This window comes from Saezia sanguinis (assembly GCF_003991585.1).
Classification (GTDB): Bacteria; Pseudomonadota; Gammaproteobacteria; order Burkholderiales; family Burkholderiaceae_C; genus Saezia; species Saezia sanguinis.
The window spans coordinates 154866-175262 of the sequence record NZ_PQSP01000003.1; the positions used below are offsets into that span (position 1 = coordinate 154866).

17 protein-coding genes and 1 tRNA gene are annotated in these 20397 nt (G+C 52.1%); 6 read left to right on the forward strand and 12 right to left on the reverse strand.

Translation table 11 applies throughout. The annotated features are described in order from the left end of the window. Window positions 1-18: 18 nt before the first annotated feature. The 7 genes from clpX to CUZ56_RS07790 all read right to left on the reverse strand — a co-directional run bounded on the left by clpX (window position 19) and on the right by CUZ56_RS07790 (window position 8786). Entirely contained in the window at window positions 19-1299 is a 1281-nt protein-coding gene (clpX, locus tag CUZ56_RS07760) for an ATP-dependent Clp protease ATP-binding subunit ClpX (protein ID WP_126979814.1), read from the reverse strand. A gap of 215 nt (window positions 1300-1514) precedes the next feature. Beyond that, on the reverse strand, window positions 1515-2123 hold the full coding sequence (clpP, locus tag CUZ56_RS07765) for an ATP-dependent Clp endopeptidase proteolytic subunit ClpP (protein ID WP_126979815.1): 609 nt from the start codon (window positions 2121-2123) through the stop codon (window positions 1515-1517). 41 nt (window positions 2124-2164) lie between these two features. Next, window positions 2165-3478, reverse strand: coding sequence for a trigger factor (gene tig / locus CUZ56_RS07770; RefSeq protein ID WP_126979816.1), 1314 nt, complete (start codon window positions 3476-3478; stop codon window positions 2165-2167). Between the two features lie 508 nt (window positions 3479-3986). Continuing rightward, entirely contained in the window at window positions 3987-5216 is a 1230-nt protein-coding gene (locus CUZ56_RS07775; RefSeq protein WP_126979817.1) for a CaiB/BaiF CoA transferase family protein, read from the reverse strand. Window positions 5217-5252: 36 nt separating this feature from the next. Further along, a complete protein-coding gene (locus tag CUZ56_RS07780) occupies window positions 5253-6455 on the reverse strand; it encodes a 3-oxoadipyl-CoA thiolase (RefSeq protein WP_126979818.1) in 1203 nt (400 codons plus the stop codon). Between the two features lie 36 nt (window positions 6456-6491). Beyond that, complete coding sequence (locus tag CUZ56_RS07785) at window positions 6492-8012, reverse strand: 3-hydroxyacyl-CoA dehydrogenase (RefSeq protein WP_126979819.1); 1521 nt, start codon at window positions 8010-8012, stop codon at window positions 6492-6494. Between the two features lie 3 nt (window positions 8013-8015). Continuing rightward, window positions 8016-8786, reverse strand: a complete 771-nt coding sequence (locus CUZ56_RS07790) for an enoyl-CoA hydratase (protein WP_126979820.1) — start codon at window positions 8784-8786, stop codon at window positions 8016-8018. Between the two features lie 290 nt (window positions 8787-9076). Here CUZ56_RS07790 and CUZ56_RS07795 point away from each other — a divergent pair, with 290 nt between their 5' ends. From CUZ56_RS07795 to CUZ56_RS07810, 4 genes are all read left to right on the forward strand, one after another. Then, a complete protein-coding gene (locus tag CUZ56_RS07795; RefSeq protein ID WP_239442256.1) occupies window positions 9077-9898 on the forward strand; it encodes an IclR family transcriptional regulator in 822 nt (273 codons plus the stop codon). Window positions 9899-9906: 8 nt separating this feature from the next. Further along, window positions 9907-11061, forward strand: a complete 1155-nt coding sequence (locus CUZ56_RS07800; protein ID WP_126979822.1) for an acyl-CoA dehydrogenase family protein — start codon at window positions 9907-9909, stop codon at window positions 11059-11061. A 101-nt stretch (window positions 11062-11162) separates the two neighbouring features. Continuing rightward, a complete protein-coding gene (locus CUZ56_RS07805; protein WP_126979823.1) occupies window positions 11163-12428 on the forward strand; it encodes an MFS transporter in 1266 nt (421 codons plus the stop codon). 207 nt (window positions 12429-12635) lie between these two features. Then, on the forward strand, window positions 12636-13115 hold the full coding sequence (locus tag CUZ56_RS07810; protein WP_126979824.1) for a nucleoside deaminase: 480 nt from the start codon (window positions 12636-12638) through the stop codon (window positions 13113-13115). A 206-nt stretch (window positions 13116-13321) separates the two neighbouring features. On the opposite strand, the gene CUZ56_RS07815 is transcribed toward CUZ56_RS07810, so the two are convergent. Together CUZ56_RS07815 and CUZ56_RS07820 are read right to left on the reverse strand one after the other, a co-directional pair. Beyond that, window positions 13322-14641 (reverse strand): dicarboxylate/amino acid:cation symporter, encoded by a 1320-nt coding sequence (locus tag CUZ56_RS07815; RefSeq protein ID WP_126979825.1) that lies wholly within the window; start codon window positions 14639-14641, stop codon window positions 13322-13324. A 176-nt stretch (window positions 14642-14817) separates the two neighbouring features. Beyond that, window positions 14818-14904 (reverse strand) — tRNA-Leu (locus tag CUZ56_RS07820). A gap of 382 nt (window positions 14905-15286) precedes the next feature. Here CUZ56_RS07820 and pdxH point away from each other — a divergent pair. After that, window positions 15287-15925 (forward strand): pyridoxamine 5'-phosphate oxidase, encoded by a 639-nt coding sequence (pdxH, locus tag CUZ56_RS07825; protein ID WP_126979826.1) that lies wholly within the window; start codon window positions 15287-15289, stop codon window positions 15923-15925. Between the two features lie 41 nt (window positions 15926-15966). On the opposite strand, the gene CUZ56_RS07830 is transcribed toward pdxH, so the two are convergent. From CUZ56_RS07830 to msrA, 3 genes are all read right to left on the reverse strand, one after another. Next, window positions 15967-16716 (reverse strand): PadR family transcriptional regulator, encoded by a 750-nt coding sequence (locus CUZ56_RS07830; RefSeq protein WP_126979827.1) that lies wholly within the window; start codon window positions 16714-16716, stop codon window positions 15967-15969. A gap of 418 nt (window positions 16717-17134) precedes the next feature. Next, the gene (locus CUZ56_RS07835) at window positions 17135-18100 is read right to left on the reverse strand and encodes an AEC family transporter (protein ID WP_126979828.1); all 966 of its coding nucleotides are present in this window, start codon (window positions 18098-18100) and stop codon (window positions 17135-17137) included. Between the two features lie 16 nt (window positions 18101-18116). Beyond that, window positions 18117-18671 carry a peptide-methionine (S)-S-oxide reductase MsrA gene (gene msrA / locus CUZ56_RS07840; protein ID WP_126979829.1) on the reverse strand — a complete coding sequence of 185 codons (555 nt, stop codon included), beginning with the start codon at window positions 18669-18671 and terminating at the stop codon, window positions 18117-18119. A gap of 274 nt (window positions 18672-18945) precedes the next feature. Between msrA and aspA the strand changes: the two genes are divergently transcribed. Further along, window positions 18946-20373, forward strand: a complete 1428-nt coding sequence (aspA, locus tag CUZ56_RS07845; RefSeq protein ID WP_126979830.1) for an aspartate ammonia-lyase — start codon at window positions 18946-18948, stop codon at window positions 20371-20373. The last annotated feature ends 24 nt before the right edge of the window (window positions 20374-20397 follow it).

The window sequence follows — 20397 nt, forward strand, 5'->3', positions numbered from 1 at the left end:
CGTTATTGACCCTGCGCTTTACGCACTTTTGGCCGACTCCTGATACACAATCAGGGGTTTCTTCCTGTCAGCCACGGTATTTTCATCGACTACCACCTTGTCTACCCCGTGCAGACTGGGTAAATCATACATGGTATCAATCAACACCTCTTCCAGAATAGAACGCAGGCCACGGGCTCCTGTTTTGCGCTTCATCGCCTTTTTGGCAATGGCTTTCAAGGCTGACGCCGTAAACTCAAGCTGGGCGCCATCCAGTTCAAACAGCCGCTGATATTGCTTGATCAGTGCATTCTTCGGTTCGGTCAGAATCTGGATCAAAGCATCCTCATTCAGCTCGCCCAGTGTGGCAACCACCGGCAAACGCCCCACCAGCTCCGGAATCAGCCCGTATTTCACAATATCTTCCGGCTCCACTTCTGAAAACAGTTCAGTGATGTCGCGGCCAGATTTGCTGCGGACCACAGCGCCAAACCCAATGCCGGAAGCCTCAGTGCGGTTTTCCACCACCTTTTCCAGGCCGGCAAATGCACCGCCGCAGATAAACAGGATGTTGGTGGTATCCACCTGGATAAAATCCTGATTCGGGTGCTTGCGCCCGCCCTGGGGCGGAATGGCTGCCACCGTGCCTTCAATCAGCTTGAGCAATGCCTGCTGCACACCTTCGCCCGAAACATCGCGGGTGATGGAAGGGTTATCGGATTTGCGTGAAATTTTGTCAATTTCATCAATATAAACAATACCCTTTTGTGCTTTTTCCACATCGTAATTGCACGACTGCAGCAGCTTTTGAATGATATTCTCAACGTCCTCACCGACATAACCGGCTTCGGTCAACGTGGTTGCGTCGGCCATCACAAACGGCACATTCAACTGCCGCGCCAGCGTCTGTGCCAGCAGCGTTTTACCTGACCCGGTCGGCCCGATCAGCAAAATATTGCTCTTTGCCAGCTCGACTTCGTCGTCCTCATCAATCTGCCCTTCGCCCTGGTGCCGCAAGCGCTTGTAGTGGTTATAAACCGCCACGCTGAGAATGCGTTTGGCAATCTCCTGCCCAATCACATAAGCGTCCAGATTGGCTTTGATCTGCGCAGGCGTAGGCAACTCCGCCTCACCGTCCTGGGCGTCTTTGGTGTTCAGACTTTCTTTGATCATTTCAGCGCAAAGCTTGACACAATCATTGCAGATGAACACATTGGAGGGGCCAGCCACCAGTTTCTTGACTTCTTTATTGCTCTTTCCGCAGAAAGAACAGTACAACTCCACATCTTTTGAATCGGACGTGTTATCTTTATCAGACATAAATTTCAAAACCTCTAAAAGGAAATGACCTGTTTACCACCCATATCAAAGCACATGATACGCTAAAACGCATAAAGTCCGCTGATCGGTGTTTTTCAGCCAAACCGGCTTTACATTCCAGCCAAAACCATTCCCACAGCAAAAGAAAAGGCCCGTTGAATTTCAGGCCTTTTAGGGTCAAAACCCCGACACAGCAGCAAACGCGCTAGATATGTTTAGCCGCGTTTATCAATGACCTTATCAATCAGGCCATACTCCTGCGCCTCATTCGCGGTCAGGAAATAATCCCTGTCGGTATCATGCGCAATCTTTTCCAATGGCTGCCCGGTACGATCAGCCAGAATCTGGTTGAGCTGTTCACGTGTTTTCAGAATTTCGCGGGCATGAATTTCAATCTCCGAGGCCTGCCCCTGGGCTCCGCCCAAAGGCTGATGGATCATGATTTTGGAATTTGGCAGCGAATAACGCTTGCCTTTTGTCCCCGCAGCCAACAGAAATGCCCCCATGCTGGCAGCCATGCCGATACACAGTGTCGACACATCCGGCTTGATGAACTGCATGGTGTCAAAAATAGACATGCCGGCTGTCACAGAGCCCCCCGGAGAGTTGATATACATCGAAATCTCTTTATCCGGGTTTTCGCTTTCCAAAAACAGCAACTGAGCCACCACCAGATTGGCCGTATGGTCATCCACCGGCCCGACCAGGAAAATAATCCGCTCACGCAGCAACCGGGAGTAAATATCGTAAGCACGCTCTCCCCGGCCAGATTGCTCAATCACCATGGGCACCAGCCCCAGGTTACGTGTTTCAAGTGCGCTCATCACGACTCCCAAAAAATATAAGACAGCCTCTTATATGGGGATTATTGCTGCCCCATCAACTCTTCAAAGGAAATCTTCTTGTCGGTTACCTTGGCTTTTTCCAGCACAAAATCCGTCACATTGGCTTCAATCACGATGCCTTCTACCTCGGCAATGCGCTGTGGTTCAGAATAATACCAGCGAACCACCTCTTCCGGTCTTTCGTAGCTGGCAGCCAGTTCATTCACATGGTTTTGCACCTGTTCTTTGCTGGCCCCCAGGTCATTGGCTTTCACCAGATCGGCCACCACCAGGCCCAGACGGACACGGCGCTCAGCCTGCGGCTTGAATACATCCTGCGGAATCGGGGCCTTGTCGGCATCTTTAATACCGCGGGCACGCAGCTCGGCGCGTGCGCTTTCCACCATACGCTGCAATTCGGATGTCACCATCGATTGCGGCAAGTCCAGTTCTGCCGTTTTAAGCAGCGCATCCATCACAGCCTGCTTGTTGCGGTTCAGCAGGCGGAATTTGACTTCGCGCTCCAGATTGTTGCGGATATCAGCACGCAGTGCATCCACCGTGCCATCAGCCACGCCCAGGGATTTGGCAAATGCGTCATCCACTTCCGGCAGTACCTGGGTTTCCAGCTTTTTCAGTGTGATCAGGAAGTCTGCCTGTTTACCGGCAACCTCTTTACCATGGTAATCCGCCGGGAAATTCAACTGGAACGTTTTCGTTTCGCCCACTTTCATGCCCTGCACGGCATCTTCAAACTCTTTGAGCATCTGGCCTTCGCCCAGCACAAACGCAAACCCCTCGGCTTTGCCGCCTTCAAACGGTTCACCGTCAATTTTGCCCTCAAAATCAACCGTGGCACGATCGCCCTCAGCAGCAGCTTCATCAGCAGCACGCTGATTGAAGGTACGACGCTGGCGGCGCAAAATATCAATGGTGCGGTCAATCGCATCATCATCCACATCGGCACTGACGCGCTCCACTTCCACTGAGGACAAATCCCCCAGCTTCACTTCCGGAAACACTTCAAACACGGCATCAAATGCCAGTTCATCCTCAGACACTCCATCGGTTTTCTGCTTGAACGAAGGCGCACCGGCCACGCTCAGCTGGGCTTCCTGAATCGCCTTGTAAAAAGCCTGTCCGACCTTCTCTTGCAGCACTTCATTTTCAACCGAATAACCATACTGCTGGGCCACGACCGTCATCGGGACTTTGCCTGGGCGAAAGCCTGACATTTTGACTTTCTTTGACAGGCGGCGCAAACGGGCCTCGACCTCTTTTTGCACCTCAGACAGCGGTAAAGCTACCGTCAGTTTACGTTCCAGTTTTTCAAGTGTTTCAACGGTTACGGCCATGGTAAGTATTCTCTCAATTTGAATATCACATCTGCTCTATTCAGACCTGTACTGCGCAGCGCACCCACAACCATGGTTGCAAATGCTACTGCCTTGACAGCTGAAATAAACCAGATATCTGCTTTAATTAAACCTATTAAACTTCAGCACCAGTTCTCTTTGAATCCGTCATATCCTGGCGTCATTCGTTTGACCCCTTGCACAGAGGCAGAAAACGCCTGCATTCCATCTTTCAGCAACTGCTGCTTTTAAATTCTGTGTTTGCCATGAACCGCCTACCCGCTAAAGCCGAGCAGTTCAGACAACCGAACAAACGGGATATTGTAACAGCCTCACCATAAAATATGGCTAATATTCAAAATATTGGCCTTGAATACCGTCAAATATATATCCACCACACTCTTTATTCAAAGCCACGGCTGTTTTGTCGCCAAAACAAAACCCTCACCAACAAGAGCATCTTATTCATGAGGGTTTTGCAGGCTTCTTTTCAATCAACCAAGGCTGCTCAGGAAGTAATCCCTTTGCTTGCCAGCGCTTGCAGTTCGGCTTCAGAAAGCCCGGTCAAAGCACTCAGCACCTCATGGGTATGCTGCCCCAGCGTTGGCGGTGCAGTGCGGTACTCCACCGGAGAAGCAGACAGGCGCAACGGGCTTGCCACCAAAGGCACCTTGCCCACCAGCGGATGCGGCAATTCAATCTTCATGCCACGGTGCTTGACCTGCGGGTGTTCAAACGTTTGCGCAATGTTGTTAATGGCGCCACACGGCACCCCTGCCATTTCCATCGGGCCGATCCAGTCATACACATTCTTTTCCATCAGGAACTCCTGAATGATCGGCACCACCGTCTCACGGTTGCGCACGCGCCCCGCATTGGTTTTAAAGCGCTCATCCTCAGCCAGTTCCGGGTGTCCCAAAATTTCGCAGAACTTGGCAAACTGGCTGTCGTTACCCACGGCCAGCACCAGTTGCCCGTCTTTGGCATTGAACACCTGATACGGCACAATGTTGGCATGCGCATTGCCCTGGCGTTTGGGAACCTTCCCGGAAACCAGGTAATTCATATTCATGTTGGCCATGGTGGCTACCTGCACATCCAGCAGCGACATATCAATATACTGCCCCTCGCCGGTGTTGTTGCGATGCGCCAACGCTGCCAGAATCGCAATCGTCGAATACACGCCGGTCATGATATCGGCAAACGCCACCCCCACTTTCTGCGGGCCGCCGCCCGGCAGGTCATCGCGCTCGCCGGTAATGCTCATCAGCCCCCCCATGCCCTGAACCACAAAGTCATATCCGGCCAGGCTGGATAACGGGCCATCCTGACCAAAGCCGGTGATAGAGCAGTAAATCAGCCCGGGGTTGAGTTTTTTCAGGTCTTCATACCCCAGCCCGTAACGCTTCATATCGCCCACTTTGTAGTTTTCGATAAAAATATCGCTCTTTTTGGCCAGTTCACGGATCAGTTCCTGCCCCTCTGGCTTAGACAGATTGATGGTGACCGATTTTTTGTTACGGTTTGCCGCCAGATAGTAGGCAGAATCTTTAGGGAATTCATTGCCCTCTTCATCTTTCAGGTACGGTGGGCCCCAGCCGCGGGTATCATCCCCGCTGCCGGGCCGCTCCACCTTAATGACCTCAGCGCCCAAGTCCGCCAGAATCTGTCCACACCACGGACCTGCCAGTACACGTGATAAATCAAGCACACGAATATTGGATAATGCACCTGCCATTACAACTCCTCCAGTTATATTACTTATTAAAAAACATTAAACGCGCTCAATCACAACGGCCAGCCCCTGACCGACTCCGATACACAGGCTCAGCACAGCATAACGCCCGCCTCTGCGCTCCAGTTCACGGCAGGCCGTCAATGCCAGACGTGCGCCAGAAGCCCCCAGCGGATGCCCCACTGCAATCGCCCCACCGTTCGGATTGACACGCGGATCATCAAACGCCACATTCATCAGCTTCAGACAACCCAAAACCTGGGAAGCAAATGCTTCGTTGATTTCAATGACGTCCATGTCCTTGAGCGTCAGCCCGGCACGTTCCAGCGCCTTCGGAATCGCATAGGCAGGCCCCACGCCCATGATGCGCGGCTCCACCCCGACTGCGGCACCGGACAAAATGCGCGCCATCGGTTTGGCACCGGCCTTTTCACCGATTTCACGGCTGCCCACAAACATCGCTGCAGCACCGTCGTTCACACCGGAAGCATTCCCGGCTGTGACCACACCGCCTTCAAACAGCGCTCTCAACTTGCCCAATGATTCAACCGTTGTATCGGCACGCGGGTGCTCGTCCACATTGACCAGTTTCGGTGGCGTTTTCTTGCCGGTAGGCACCTCAATGGGCATGATCTCACCGTCAAAAAAGCCGCTGGCCTGCGCTGCAGCAAATTTGGATTGAGAGCCTGCTGCAAAAATATCGCTTTCTTCGCGCGTCAGTCCCAGATCCTTGGCAACGTTGTCTGCCGTTTCCGGCATTGTGTCATTGCCATACATTTTGGTGATTTTCGGATTGGGGAAACGTGCGCCAATCGCTGAGTCAAACACCTTGAATTCACGGCCGTAGGCTTTTTCGCTCTTGGCTACCACGAATGGCGCCCGGCTCATATTTTCCACACCACCGGCAATGTAAAGTTCTCCCTCCCCACATGTTACGGCACGTGCAGCATCCAAAACAGCAGCCAGACCACTGGAGCACAGGCGGTTCACCGTCTGCCCCGGCGTGGTCGCAGGCAGGCCCGACAGCAACACCGCATGGCGTGCAATGTTGCGACTGTCTTCACCTGCCTGGCAGGCGCATCCCAGCAGCACATCTTCAACCTGCTCCGCAGTAAAAGGGCCGTCTGCCAGTATTTTCTGCATGACAGCGGCAACCAGGTCATCCGGGCGCACAGGCGCCAAAGCACCGGCCTGACGACCAAAAGCAGTTCTCAGCCCAGAATAGATATATGCATTTAACATTCGGTTTTCCTTCTTACTCAAAAATATGTATTCGAATCAGCTATCAGGTGTCAGCAATGACATGCCCAGCATGGCGCGGCGTTTCAGCCATGGGCTTGGGCGATAGCGGGGGTCACGGTAAAAATCAAACAGGTTGTCCAAAATCTTCAACACCGTTGCAGCCCCCAGCGCATCCCCCATGGCCAAAGGCCCTTTCGGATACCCGAGTCCTAAAGTCACGGCTTTATCAATGTCTTCCGGGGTGGCAATGCTTTGCTGTGCAATATCGCAACCGATATTGACAATGGTCGCCACCACACGCTGGCAGACAAATCCGGCGCTGTCGTGAATCACAGAAACCGGCACCTCCTCGGTGTGAAACATGGCATGCGCGGCATCACGCACCGCGGGTGATGTTTTGGGGTTGGTCATCAATGTGCGCTGCTTGTTGAGGAACAAGGGGTCCAGCCCGACAGTGCGCTCCGGATCCAGTCCCTGCGCCAATGCCACGGTGGTAACGTCCTGCCCCACAGGCAAAACCAGACAGATGGATTTGTCGCCAGGGCGTTCAGCCTGATCACGCTTGATCCCCAGGGTGCCCAGCAGTTCGGCAACCGCCGGGAACGCTTTGGCATCATTTGCACTGAGCCACACCGACATGTCGTTACGAGCCGGCACTGCGGGTGCCGGAATTTCCTGTTTTTGCCCTTCCGTATAAACATAAAACCCGCGTTTGGTCTTACGTCCCAGCAAGCCTGCAGCCTGGCGCAGACGCGCCAGTGGTGACGGCCGGAAACGTGGCTCCTGGTAAAACTGGTTATAAATAGACTCCATCACCGGCTGCGACACATCCAGCCCGGTCAAGTCCAGCAGTTCAAACGGCCCCATGCGAAACCCTGCCGACTGGCGCAAAATGCGGTCCACTTCCGGGTATGGAGCAATGCTTTCCCCCAGAATACGCAGCGATTCCGTCAAATACCCCCGGCCGGCATGGTTCACAATAAATCCGGGCGTATCGCTGGCGCGCACCGGCGTATGCCCCATGGCTTTGGCCATTTGAATCAGCTTGTCCGCCACCCAGCCATCGGTCAAAGGCCCGGAGATGATTTCAACAATTTTCATCAACGGCACCGGGCTGAAAAAGTGAAACCCAGCCACCCGGTTTGAATGTTTACATGCTGCGGCAATCGCCGTCACCGAAAGCGATGACGTGTTGGTTGCCAGAATGCATTTTTCGCTGACAATCGCTTCCAGTTGCGTAAACAATTCGCGCTTGACATCCAGGTTTTCAACAATGGCTTCCACCACCACGGTACAGGGCGCCAGATCATTGAGCGTAGCGGCCACCTGCAATCTGGCCGACGCTGCAGCAAGGTCTGCCTCGGTCATTTTCCCTTTGGCAGCCAGTTTGCCCAGCATCGCCACAATCGCTTCGCGCGCTTCCTCCCCACCGCCAGGACGGTTGTCATAAAGCTTAACCTCAATGCCCCCTTGCGCTGCAATCTGGGCAATACCCCGGCCCATCAGGCCAGCACCAACAACACCTAGTACATCGGGAGTTTTTGAAGAGTCATTCATATTTCAGCGTCCTGTATAAGAGGGTTTACGTTTTTCAAAAAAAGCACGCATGCCTTCCTTCTGATCCTCGCTGGCAAACAGCAGATGGAAAGCTTTTCTCTCCAGCATCAGCGCCGTATCCAGCGATGCATCCTGCCCGGCCAGCAACACTTCCTTGATTTGTGTGACAGCCAGCGGCGGCATCTTGGCAATGGTTTTGGCAAGCTCATAAGCCCTTGCATAAACCTTGTCGTCTTCCACAACTTCACTCACCAACCCCATCGTCAGCGCTTCCTGACTCGTGACAGGCTGGCCTGTAAGCAACATTTTCATGGCCTGGAATTTCCCCACGGTGCGCACCAGCCGTTGGGTTCCACCGGCTCCGGGCATGATCCCGACTCTGATTTCGGGCTGACCAAATAAGGCACTCTGCCCTGCCACAATGATGTCTGCGTGCATGGCCAGTTCACACCCACCACCCAGCGCATAACCATTGACTGCTGCAATCACCGGTTTCGGACAGTCGGCGATGACTTTCCACAACAGATGCACCTGCCGCAAATGCATGTCTATTGCGGTACTTTCCGCAATATCACGCAGGTCAGCTCCGGCAGCAAATGCCTGCTCGTTTCCGGTAATGATGATGCAGCGTGTTTCGCTATCCCGGCCCAGCGCGGCAAAATGCTCGGCCAGTTGCTGGCGAACGGATTGGTTGAGCGCATTTCGGACTTCAGGACGGTTGATACGAAGCGTAGCGATGCCTGCTTCAGGCCCTTCTAAGATGACTTCTTTCATAATGTCTCCGTTCCGCATTGTGGAACACTGTTTTAATAATAGAACGTTTCAAAGGCTTTTCACTTTAATAAAACATAGCACTTTTGTAAAGAAAAAGACCTGTTTTACTGAGTAAAACAGGAGAACAATTCTGCAGCCCCCATTCTGGCGCAACTCTTATATACTTAAGAAAATTCCGCACAGCGAAACACAATTTCATTTTTGTTGACTGAAAGGTAAAAACCATGACAGAATTATTGAATAAACAAAAAAGTTCAGAAAAAAATATCCGAAATCAAGGAGACAAGCTCGTGACAACTGGTTACGAAGACAACGATATTGCTCATTTCAATAATGAGAATGGCCCCAAAGAACGGCAGTTTGTGACTGCGCTGGCTCGCGGGCTGGAGCTTTTGCGTTGTTTCGGGCCTGGAGAGCGTTACCTTGGCGTGGCAGAACTGGCGCGCCGCTCCGGCATTCCAAAACCCTCTGTATCCCGGCTGGCCGGCACTTTGGTCACGCTGGGTTATCTGGATTTTTCCCCGACCCTGTCCAAATACAGTCTGGGCATTGGCGTACTGTCCTTGGGTTATGCCCTGCTGTCCAATATCGGCATCCGCCAGATCGTCAAACCCATGTTGCAGGATCTGGCCGAATATTCGCAGGCGTCCGTATCCATCGGGGTACGCGACCGGTTGAGCATGGTCTATGTTGAAACCGTGCGCAGCAATGCCCCGATCGGCACCCGCCGCGGCGTAGGTTCTCGTCTTCCCATTGTCAATACCGCATTAGGCAAAGCTTACCTGGCCGGCCTGCCCGAATCTGAGCGCAATTTCCTCATGGGCCAGTTGCGCATGCGTGACGAACAGAACTGGCCGCACCTTGAAAAAGGCATTCAGCAAGCCCTGCGCGATTATCAGGAACGCGGTTTTTGCATATCGATCAGCGAATGGGAAAAAGATATCAGTGCTGTCGGCGTACCTTTTCAGGACCATGACGGCAATTTCATGGCTTTCAGTTGCGGCGGTGCCGCATTTCTCCTGACCAAAGACCGGCTTGAAAACGACATCGGGCCGCGTCTGGTTAATATCGTCAACAGCATCGGCGGCAATCGACGCCAAAATCGAACTTAGGAAAAAAAATGATTCGTGATCAAGAAACACTCAACGTTTTACTCGACTCTTTGTCTCGTTTCGTCAAAGAACGGTTGATCCCCGCAGAAGAAATCGTCGCTGAAACAGACGAAATCCCGCAGGATATTGTTGCCGAAATGAAAGAACTCGGGCTGTTTGGCCTGAGCACGCCGGAAGAGTACGGCGGCCTTGGCCTGACCATGGAAGAAGAAGTGCTGATCGCGTTTGAAATTGCAAAAACATCGCCCTGCTTCCGCTCACTGATCGGCACCAACAACGGCATTGGCTCACAAGGCATCATCGTTGATGGCACCGAAGAGCAAAAACAGAAATACCTGCCCAAACTGGCCTCTGGCGAACTGATCGCCTCTTTTGCACTGACCGAGCCCGACGCTGGCTCTGATGCGGCATCACTGCGCACCTCAGCCAAGCGCGAAGGCGACTTTTACATTCTCAACGGCACCAAACGCTTTATCACCAATGCGCCCGAAGCCGGCATGTTCACCGTGCTCGCACGCACCAACCCGGAAATCAAAGGTGCGAAAGGCATTACCGCTTTCATCGTTGAGAGAGACACCCCGGGGCTCACGGTTGGCAAGCGCGACAAAAAAATGGGACAAAAAGGCGCCCATACCGCTGACGTGATCTTTGAAAACTGCAAGGTACCGGCGGCCAACATCATCGGCGGCCAAGAAGGTGTGGGTTTTAAAACCGCCATGAAAGTGCTGGACAAAGGCCGCCTGCACATCGCAGCCATCTGTACCGGTGCTGCCGAGCGCATGTTGGATGACGCATTGCGTTACGCCATCGAGCGTAAACAGTTCGGCCAGCCCATTGCTGAATTTGAACTGGTGCAAGCCATGCTGGCAGACAGCAAGGCCGAAATCTATGCGGCCCGCTGCATGATTCTGGATGCCGCCCGCAAACGGGACAACAAAGAAAAAGTTTCCACCGAAGCCTCCTGCTGCAAGATGTTCGCCTCTGAAATGTGCGGCCGTGTGGCAGATCGCGCAGTACAGATTTTAGGTGGTGCAGGTTACATCTCAGAATATGCAACAGAACGTTTTTACCGGGATGTACGCCTGTTCCGTATCTATGAAGGAACTACCCAGATTCAGCAGATCGTCATTGCTCGCAACATGATCAAAGACGCACAGGCTTAAAACTATTTGATTTTTGTTAAGGAACAAATAAAGGGGTGGCGGACCAACCCTCTGCCCTTTTTTTGCATTGTGTTTTGTTATAAGTAGGAGACGCAAACTAAATGAATACAACAAGTGCTACAACACAACAACCGGGCAGTAAAACATGGATAGCCGTGTTTATATTCGGCTTCCTGGTGCTGATGATGGACGGAGCAGATCTGATGTTCCTGTCATACAGCCTGAAATCACTGATCGAAGACTTTGGGCTTTCCAATTCTGAAGCGGGTTCATTGCAAACCATTACGCTATTCGGCATGGCCATTGGCGGCATTTACGGCGGCTGGGCATCTGACCGTTTTGGCCGGGTTAAAACCGTTACCTGGTGCGTGGTGATTTTTTCCGTAGGTACCGCTGCATTAGGTGCCACACATAATTACTGGCAATTCGCGATTTTCCGCTTTCTTGCTGCATTGGGTCTGGGCGCTGCCTATGTAACCTGTAACACGCTGATGGCAGAATACGTGCCTACCAAATACCGTACCACGGTGCTGGGTGGGCTGCAGGCTGGCTGGTCTGTCGGCTATCTGCTGGCAACCATTTTGGCCGGAGCAATCATTCCTGTCCACGGCTGGCGCTGGTTGTTCTATATTGCACTGATCCCGGTTGTACTGGCATTTCTGATGCACTGGATTGTGCCGGAACCCGAGTCATGGATCCGCGCCAACGCCAAGCGCCTGAAAGACAAGGCTGACAATCTTGCCGGTAAGGTTGTGGAAAAAGCTGAAAGTGCTTACAAAATCATTTTCAGTGACCCGACCACACGCAAAATGTTCCTGCTGTGGTGTATTACCGCAGGTTTTCTGCAGTTTGGTTACTATGGTATCGGCAGTTGGATGCCCACCTACCTGGAACAGGAAACCGGTCTGGCATTTAAGAAAATGACCGACTACATGGTTGGTTACTACACCGCCATGATTCTGGGCAAAATCATTGCCGGCTGGGTGGCTGACAAAATTGGACGCCGTGCTGTCTACGCGTTCGGTGCCATGGGCGCAGCGGTGTGTATCCCGCTGATTGTCTGGTACGGTAATCATGACAACATCATTTACCTGATGATTGCGTTTGGCTTTGTCTATGGTATTCCTTACGGTGTCAACGCCACCTACATGACCGAAAGCTTTGAAACCAAGATCCGTGGTACTGCTGTGGGTGGTGCCTACAATGTGGGCCGCGTCATGGCGATGGCCGCACCGATGGTGATTGGCGGTCTGGCTGATGCCGGCCATATCGGTATGGGCTTCCTGGTAATGGGCGGTGCCTACTTCCTGTGCGGCCTGGTACCTGCGCTGTTCATCAAAGACAAGCAGTTCGATCCGCAGAAATAACCAACCTAAAAAATCCCAAAATCGATCCTTTTCCCCCGGTATCCCCGGGGGATTTTTTATGCCTGCGCATTTTCCCTGCCTTCAAGAAATCTCCCAAAGAAAACAACCACTGTATGCACGCTGACCTTTATCAACTCTGTTTGGCATAAGCCTTTTACAATCAAGTTGTCCCGTGGCCACTCATTTACATTCTGAAGGAGTCAGATCATGCCATTGTCTTCAACCGACAAGCGCCTGCTTGCCCGTGCAGTCGAACTGTCTGCCACAGCACTTGCGCTGGGAAACCGTCCATTCGGCTCTGTGTTAGGAAATGCACAGGGAAATATTCTGGCCGAGGGACAAAATGATGAATGCACCAGCGCAGACCCGACAGGACATGCCGAAATGAATGTCATCCGGCGCATTGCAGGGCTGAAACCGGCGCAACTGAAAAATGCCACTATTTATGCCAGTGGTGAACCGTGCGCCATGTGTGCTGCGGCTATTTTCTGGAGCGGTATCCGCCGGGTGGTTTTCGCCGCTTCCGGTCAGTATTTTGCCGATCTCGAAGGGCCCAGCGCAACCCTGCTGCCACTCCCCTGTGCGGAACTCATGCGCCATGGGTCGCACACGGTTGAAGTCATCGGCCCCGTGGCAGACACGGGGGCAGAAACTATTTTGCAACAAGCTTTCCCTAACCAGAAATGACAGGGCACCCTCTTGGGGTAACAAAAAACAGCTAAACAACAATACCTCATGATGAACTGTGAAGTGTCATGAGGTACCGCTGTGCAAGTCATGCGTTTTGCACTGCAAAAACACATATCTTAAAAACATGTTTTGACCCACCGGGTGGCACAAAACCTGTTAATTTTGTGCCTATGATTTCTCACATTGCGAGAATGGGTTGCGGCCTATGTCAGCATTGCCTGGTCCACCTCCTGCGGGTTATTCAATGCATGGTGAAGTTTCTCGTTATCGAGCTGGCCACAGTATTTAGACACCACAATGGTTGCCAGACTGTTGCCAACCAGATTGGTCAATGCGCGCGCCTCCGACATGAACCGGTCAATCCCCAATACCAGCGCAACACCGGCTACAGGGATGGTGCCGACCGCCGACAATGTGGCGGCCAGCACAATGAACCCGCCGCCAGTCACCGCCGCAGCGCCTTTGGACGAAAGCAGCAGAATCACCAGCAGCCCGATCTCCTCTTTCAGCGACAGTTCAATACCCAGCGCCTGCGCGATAAAAATCGCTGTCATCGTCAAATAAATCGACGTCCCGTCCAGGTTGAATGAATAACCCGTAGGTATGACCAGGCCCACAGTCGACTTGGAACAGCCGGCCAGCTCCATCTTTTTCAGTAAGCGTGGCAATACAGATTCTGAAGACGAAGTGCCCAGCACAATGAGCAGTTCGTCACGAATCAGCCGTATCAGTCTGAAAATACTGAAGCCACAGGCACGCGCAATGGCGCCCAGTACAAAAATAACAAACAGCAGGCAGGTCGCATAAAAACACAGCATCAACTGCCCAAGCTGCCACAAGGTGCCGATGCCGTAACGGCCAATGGTGAACGCCATTGCACCGAATGCGCCAATGGGTGCCACCTTCATGATGATGTTGACCACATTGAACATTGCATGCGCAATCTGGTCAATCACTTCCAGCAGTGGTTTTCCATATTTCCCTAGACGATGCAGCGCAAAACCAAACAGCACCGAGAAAAACAGCACCTGCAAAATATCCCCTTCAGCAAAAGCGCCTACGACCGTCTTGGGAATGATATTCATAATGAACTCAACCGTTGACTGCGCTTTGTTCTCATACTGCGCAATGCTGGCGGCATCCAGTTCGGATACTTTGACGTTCATGCCTGAGCCTGGCTCGACAAAATTCACAATCACCAGGCCAATGATCAATGCAAATGTGGTCACCACTTCAAAATACAGCAAGGCAATGCCACCGGTTTTGCCAACAGACTTCATGCTCTCCATACTGGCAATACCGCTAACCACCGTACAGAAAATGATCGGTGCGATCACCATTTTGATAAGCCGGATGAAGCCATCTCCCAAAGGCTTCATATGCTCTGCCAGACCTGGAATATGGTGCTTGACACCGTTGATGACCTCGTCGGTCCCAGGATAAAAATGCCCTAATGTAATACCGACAGCAATCGCCACCAGCACCTGAAAATACAGGTTCTTATATATAGGAGGTTTTTTCATTATGCCTCAGTCTCCAAAAAAATAAATTCAGGAATAACACCCGAACTGCGAGATTCTAGTGAACCGGAGACTGTAAAAAATTTAAAGCGTAATGGATTGATCAGGCATGGTGCTATGCAAAAAAAATGGCTGAAAACGCCTCAATTTTAGGCACATTGCTGAATAGTTTAAAGGTGTGGTGCGAGGGAGGGGACTCGAACCCCTACGGGGGTTAACCCGTCAGGACCTAAACCTGGTGCGTCTACCAATTTCGCCACCCTCGCTTATGGTTTGCATGAATTCCATGCAGACTGCCGTTTGACAGGATCAATGGTGAGCGGGAGAAATCATCACAAATGTTGATTGAAAACTGTTCTGCTTCTCTTTTGATGCCTACGGCTGAACTTTTTTACCAGTTCTTTCTGATCTGCCACAGATACTGGTCTGTTACCAGCCACCAGCCTTTTGGCAATATCAGGCCTTGCATTATACCGACTTTCTACACGCCGTCCTACCCATTGCCCGGGCAATCAGCAAAACAGCCGCTTGTCTTTGTTCTTTGTTGCATCTGCGCCATTTCCGCCCCATTGCCACTATTGAATTATGTTTGCCCTCTATCCCAATGGCATCAATCGTCTATGATTACCCTGACAGCAAGGAATTACCATGAGCAATATTTCTGACATGCGCAAAAGCTACGAACGGGGAGAACTGACCGAAACCAACGTCAGCGAGCAGCCTGTCCGCATTTTTGAACAATGGTTCAATGAGGCCGTTGCCGCCAAAGTTCCCGAGCCCAATGCCATGACACTGGCCACCGTAGGAGCCAATGGCCGCCCGTCTACCCGCATTGTGCTCATCAAATCCTTTGATGCACAAGGTATTGTCTGGTACACCAATTACAACAGCCGTAAAGGGCATGAGCTGGCTGAGCACCCTTATGCCGCATTACAGTTTCACTGGGTTGAGCTTGAACGCGTTGTGCGCATTGAAGGCCGGGTTGAAAAAGTATCGGCCGAAGAAAGTGATGCCTATTTTGCCAAACGCCCGCTGGACTCGCGCATTGGTGCCTGGGCATCCCCCCAGAGCGAAGTCATTCCCGGGCGTGGTGTTCTGATTGAAAACGCAGCGAAATACGCGGCCAAATTCCTGCTACAGCCACCACGCCCCCCGCACTGGGGAGGCTACCGGCTGGTTCCGGATATGTGGGAATTCTGGCAGGGGCGTAAAAGCCGGCTGCATGATCGCCTGCGCTACCGCCTGACAGAAGAAAACCGCTGGCTCATGGAAAGGCTTGCACCGTAATCCGGTGCAAACCCAACACCATGAAAACCTTTAGCAAACCTTCAGCGCTTGATTTCCTCTAGCGCCTGCAACAAAATCGCGTTGATGCGTTGCTTCTTTTCATCAGTGGCATGGCGCACGCCTCTGAGCGCCACACGCAGCTCATGAATCGTTTCACGCAATTCATTGCTCCCTACATCACGGGTATCATCTGCAAACGACTCCCGCATTCGCTGCATCCGCTGCCCAAACTCTGACAAACGGGTCATCAGCATTTGCACATGCTCACGGTTTTCATTTAAAAAAGCTTTGCCCTGATCGGTCAGCGCATAGAATTTTTTATTGCCTTCCATGCTCATCGAAACCAGATCGCTTTCTTCAAGATAAGTCAGTACCGGATACACCATCCCCGGGCTGGGTGCGTAAAACCCATGGGTATAGGTATCGAGGTATTTAATGATTTCATAGCCATGGCGGGGCTTTTCCTCAATCAGCGCTAAAACAACCAGTTGCAGATCATCTGCCCCCATACGGCGCCGCTTCTCCATGGGGAAATTGAAGTCATCATCCGACATTCCCTGACCACCATGGCCGCCGCCTCTTCGCCCACGGCCAAACCCTGGGGGCATCAGGTGAAAATCCAGCCCGTCTTTATCTCCGCGTGCCATCTGCCCAAAATGGCAGCCGCCCCTGCCATGTGAATGAGAACTGCGCTCCTGGCATACACCCCTTTCAAAAGAGCCCCTGCCGCCGCCACACGGGAAACCATGTGCCTGCTGTCCACGACGCCCTTCATATATTCTGCGTTGCATGACCTAAATTCCTTTATCAATATATTTTGTGATTGAATATGAGACTGCTGATTTTCAATTTGATAAATCATTTATCTCAAAACATATCTTATGATATATCTTAAGATAATTTATGTCAACCACTAAAAATACATATCCAAAAATAAAGATCATGCATTAAGAAAAGCCTGATTAGTCAAAATACCGTCAACCCTGTTCGGTAACAAACCGCAACACAATCACTTGGGGAAATCGGAGCCAACGCCTTTGACAAACAGTTATGCGCCACTGGCAAACATGGCGTGAACCAGGCTCAGAGCACATGAATAAATCTTTTTATGAAAATGTCTTTTTATAGCTGTCTGCAAACGCTCGCAGGCGGTTGCGCCATGTGACCAACGCCTGCATACGCATACACGCTTCCGCCGTATGCCATACCTTATGCCCACCTGGCTGCCAGCCACATGACCACAGGTTGCGTGACCAGCGCGGCCAGCGTTGTCAAAGCCAAAGATGCCGTCACCAGGCTTTGTGCTTCGCCATAGCGGTGCGAGAACAAATACACATTTGACCCAATGGGAAGCGCAGCCACCACAGTAATCACCACCAGCGGTACACCGCGTATGCCGACAAGGTAACCCGCAGCAAACACCAGCACAGGCATCAGCAGGTTTTTCACCAGCGTAATCTCCAGCGCACCTTTAAGTTCACCCTTCATCCGCGTATGCGCCAGCGTTGCGCCAACCAGCACCAGACTGACCGGCCCGTTGGCCTGCCCCAGCAGTTCCAGGGTTCTGTCCACCACCCCGGGCAACTGCCAGCCGGTCATGCCCCAGACCACACCGGCAATGATCGGCAATGTGACCGGGTGCATGACAGAACGCCATGCCGCTTTTCCCACCATTTTCAGCATGCGGCTATAACCGGCCTTCATGGCTTGGCCGCTCTCAGCAGCCTGCTGCATTTCATCTCTGGCCTTGCGCCATTCAAAAAACAAGGTGGCAGCACTGAGCAGCGTTAAAGCGTGCACAGAAATCAGCGTGATCAGCGTCACCAGCCCCTCAGGGCCATAAGCCATGGTCACCAGCGGAATACCGATCATCACGCTGTTGGAAAAAATACATGCCAGCCCAATGACAATGGCGCGCTTGTGCCCCCCTAAGAAAAGGGAAACACCAATGAACAAAGCAAACGCAACCGCCAGATAAACCCAGGTTGCTTTAAAGTCCAGCCCGTCAAACCCGACATGGGACATGGTGCGAAACAGCAGCGCCGGCGCCAGCATCAGAAAAACCAGATTGGCCAGCCCCGGCAGGTGTTCCTGCTGTATCCAGCGCAGCTTGCCAGCCCCCCAGCCACAAACAATCAACAAAATAACCGGGAACAATGCTGCTGTGGAATTCATTCTTTTTTCTGATCGTTCAGTTTTTCAGCCAATGGACAAATTTCTGCCGGAATTTAGCGACTTTAGGTCCTACCACCATCTGGCAGTACCCTTGTTGCGGGTGGTTTTCAAAATAATGCTGATGATAATCTTCCGCCCGGTAATAGTCTCTCAAAGGTTCCACAACGGTCACAATCGGGTCATCAAAAACACCATTCTCTGCCAGTTCCTCAATCACTGCCACGGCAGTCTGATGCTGCTGGTCACTGCAGGTCAATATGGCCGACCGGTACTGTTCGCCCACATCGGCCCCCTGCCGGTTCAGCGTGGTCGGGTCATGAATCACAAAAAATATCTCCAGCAGGTCGCGGTAAGTGATCACCGCCGGATCAAACGTGATTTTGACCACCTCTGCAAACCCTGTATTCCCTGAACATACCTGCTCATACGTCGGGTTTTGCGTATGCCCGTTGGCATAGCCGTTTTCAACCGCCGCAACACCTTTGACACGCTCGTAAACTGCCTCCAGACACCAGAAACAGCCACCGGCCAGCACAGCCGACTCCGTCACAGAGCCATCATTCGTTTGCATAAAGCGCCCTTTAACATTTCCAAGGTTAAAAGACAATTATCTCTGAAACACCTGCCAGCATAAGCTGGCATGGCTATCCGGCAATACCCGTTTTAACCATAGCGAATGAGCCCATGAATAAGCCCCTTAGTGTCCCTTATTTTTAAGCAAAAACACAAGTATCGGCATTCGCCACTCAACATTCAGCCTCCAAAAACCGGAAGACTTTTCTTCCTGTTATGTTTCACCTATGTTTAACACCACCCTTTAGATACAGTGGAAAGGGACAACCTACATGAAAAATACAGCAACAACCCGGGTAGAGCATGATTTATTAGGCGATATGGAGGTTCCAGCAGATGCTTACTATGGCGTCCAAACGCTGCGGGCCGCTCAGAATTTCAGGCTCACAGGCATCATCTTGTCGCACTACCCCAGCCTGATCAAAGGGCTGGCCATTGTCAAATTGGCCGCAGCAGAAGCCAACTATGAGCTCGGCGATCTGCCTGAAGACAAATACAAAGCCATTGCAAAAGCCTGCCAACGCCTGATGAACAATGAATTCAACGACCAGTTCATTGTTGATATGATTCAGGGCGGTGCCGGCACTTCGACCAACATGAATGCCAATGAGGTCATCGCCAACATTGCACTGGAAGAAATGGGCAAGCAAAAAGGCGAATACCAGTTCCTGCACCCCAACAACGATGTCAACATGGCGCAGTCCACCAACGACGCCTACCCCACAGCGGTTCGCGTCGGGTTATTGCTGATCAATGAAATGCTCATTGAAAGCCTGTCAAACCTGTGCAAGGCGTTTCGCCGCAAAGGCGCCGAGTTTGCCGACATCATCAAGATGGGGCGCACACAACTGCAGGATGCTGTGCCTATGACACTGGGACAGGAATTCAATGCATTTGCCACCACACTTGAAGACGACCTGGAAAGGCTGAAAACCTATCCGCTCGACTGGCTCACCGAAATCAACATGGGTGGCACTGCAATTGGCACTGGGATTAACACAGACCCCAAATACCAGCACCTGGTCACCGAAAAACTCTGCAAAATCAGCGGCCTGAAATTCAGGTCGGCGCCTGACCTGATTGAAGCCAGCTGGGACATGGGCGGATTCATCATGTTCTCGGGGCAACTCAAACGCCTGGTCGTGAAAATTTCCAAAATCTGTAACGATCTGCGCCTGCTCTCCAGCGGCCCCCGCACAGGCATTGGTGAAATCAATCTGCCTGCACGCCAGCCGGGCAGCTCGATCATGCCCGGTAAGGTCAACCCGGTGATCCCAGAAGCCGTCAACCAGGTATCTTTTGCCGTGATGGGCAATGACCTGGCCATTACCATTGCCGCTGAAGCCGGGCAATTGCAGTTGAACGTGATGGAGCCTTTGATTGCTTACAAAATGTTTGACAGCATCCGCATGATCAAGCGCGCCATGGACATGCTGCGTGAAGAGTGTATTGACGGCATCACCGCCAATGCAGAACTGTGCCAGCGCCTGGTCGAAAACTCCATCGGGCTGGTCACCGCACTCAACCCCTACATCGGCTATGAAAACTGCACCCGCATTGCCAAAGAAGCACTGCAATCAGGCAAAGGTGTGCTGGAACTGGTGCGCGAAGAAAAACTGCTCAGCGAAGAAGAGCTGGCCGATATCCTCAAACCCAAAAACATGATTGCACCCAGAGAGGTCAAGCATAAAAAAGCTTAATTGAGCACTTAACGCTCACATTCG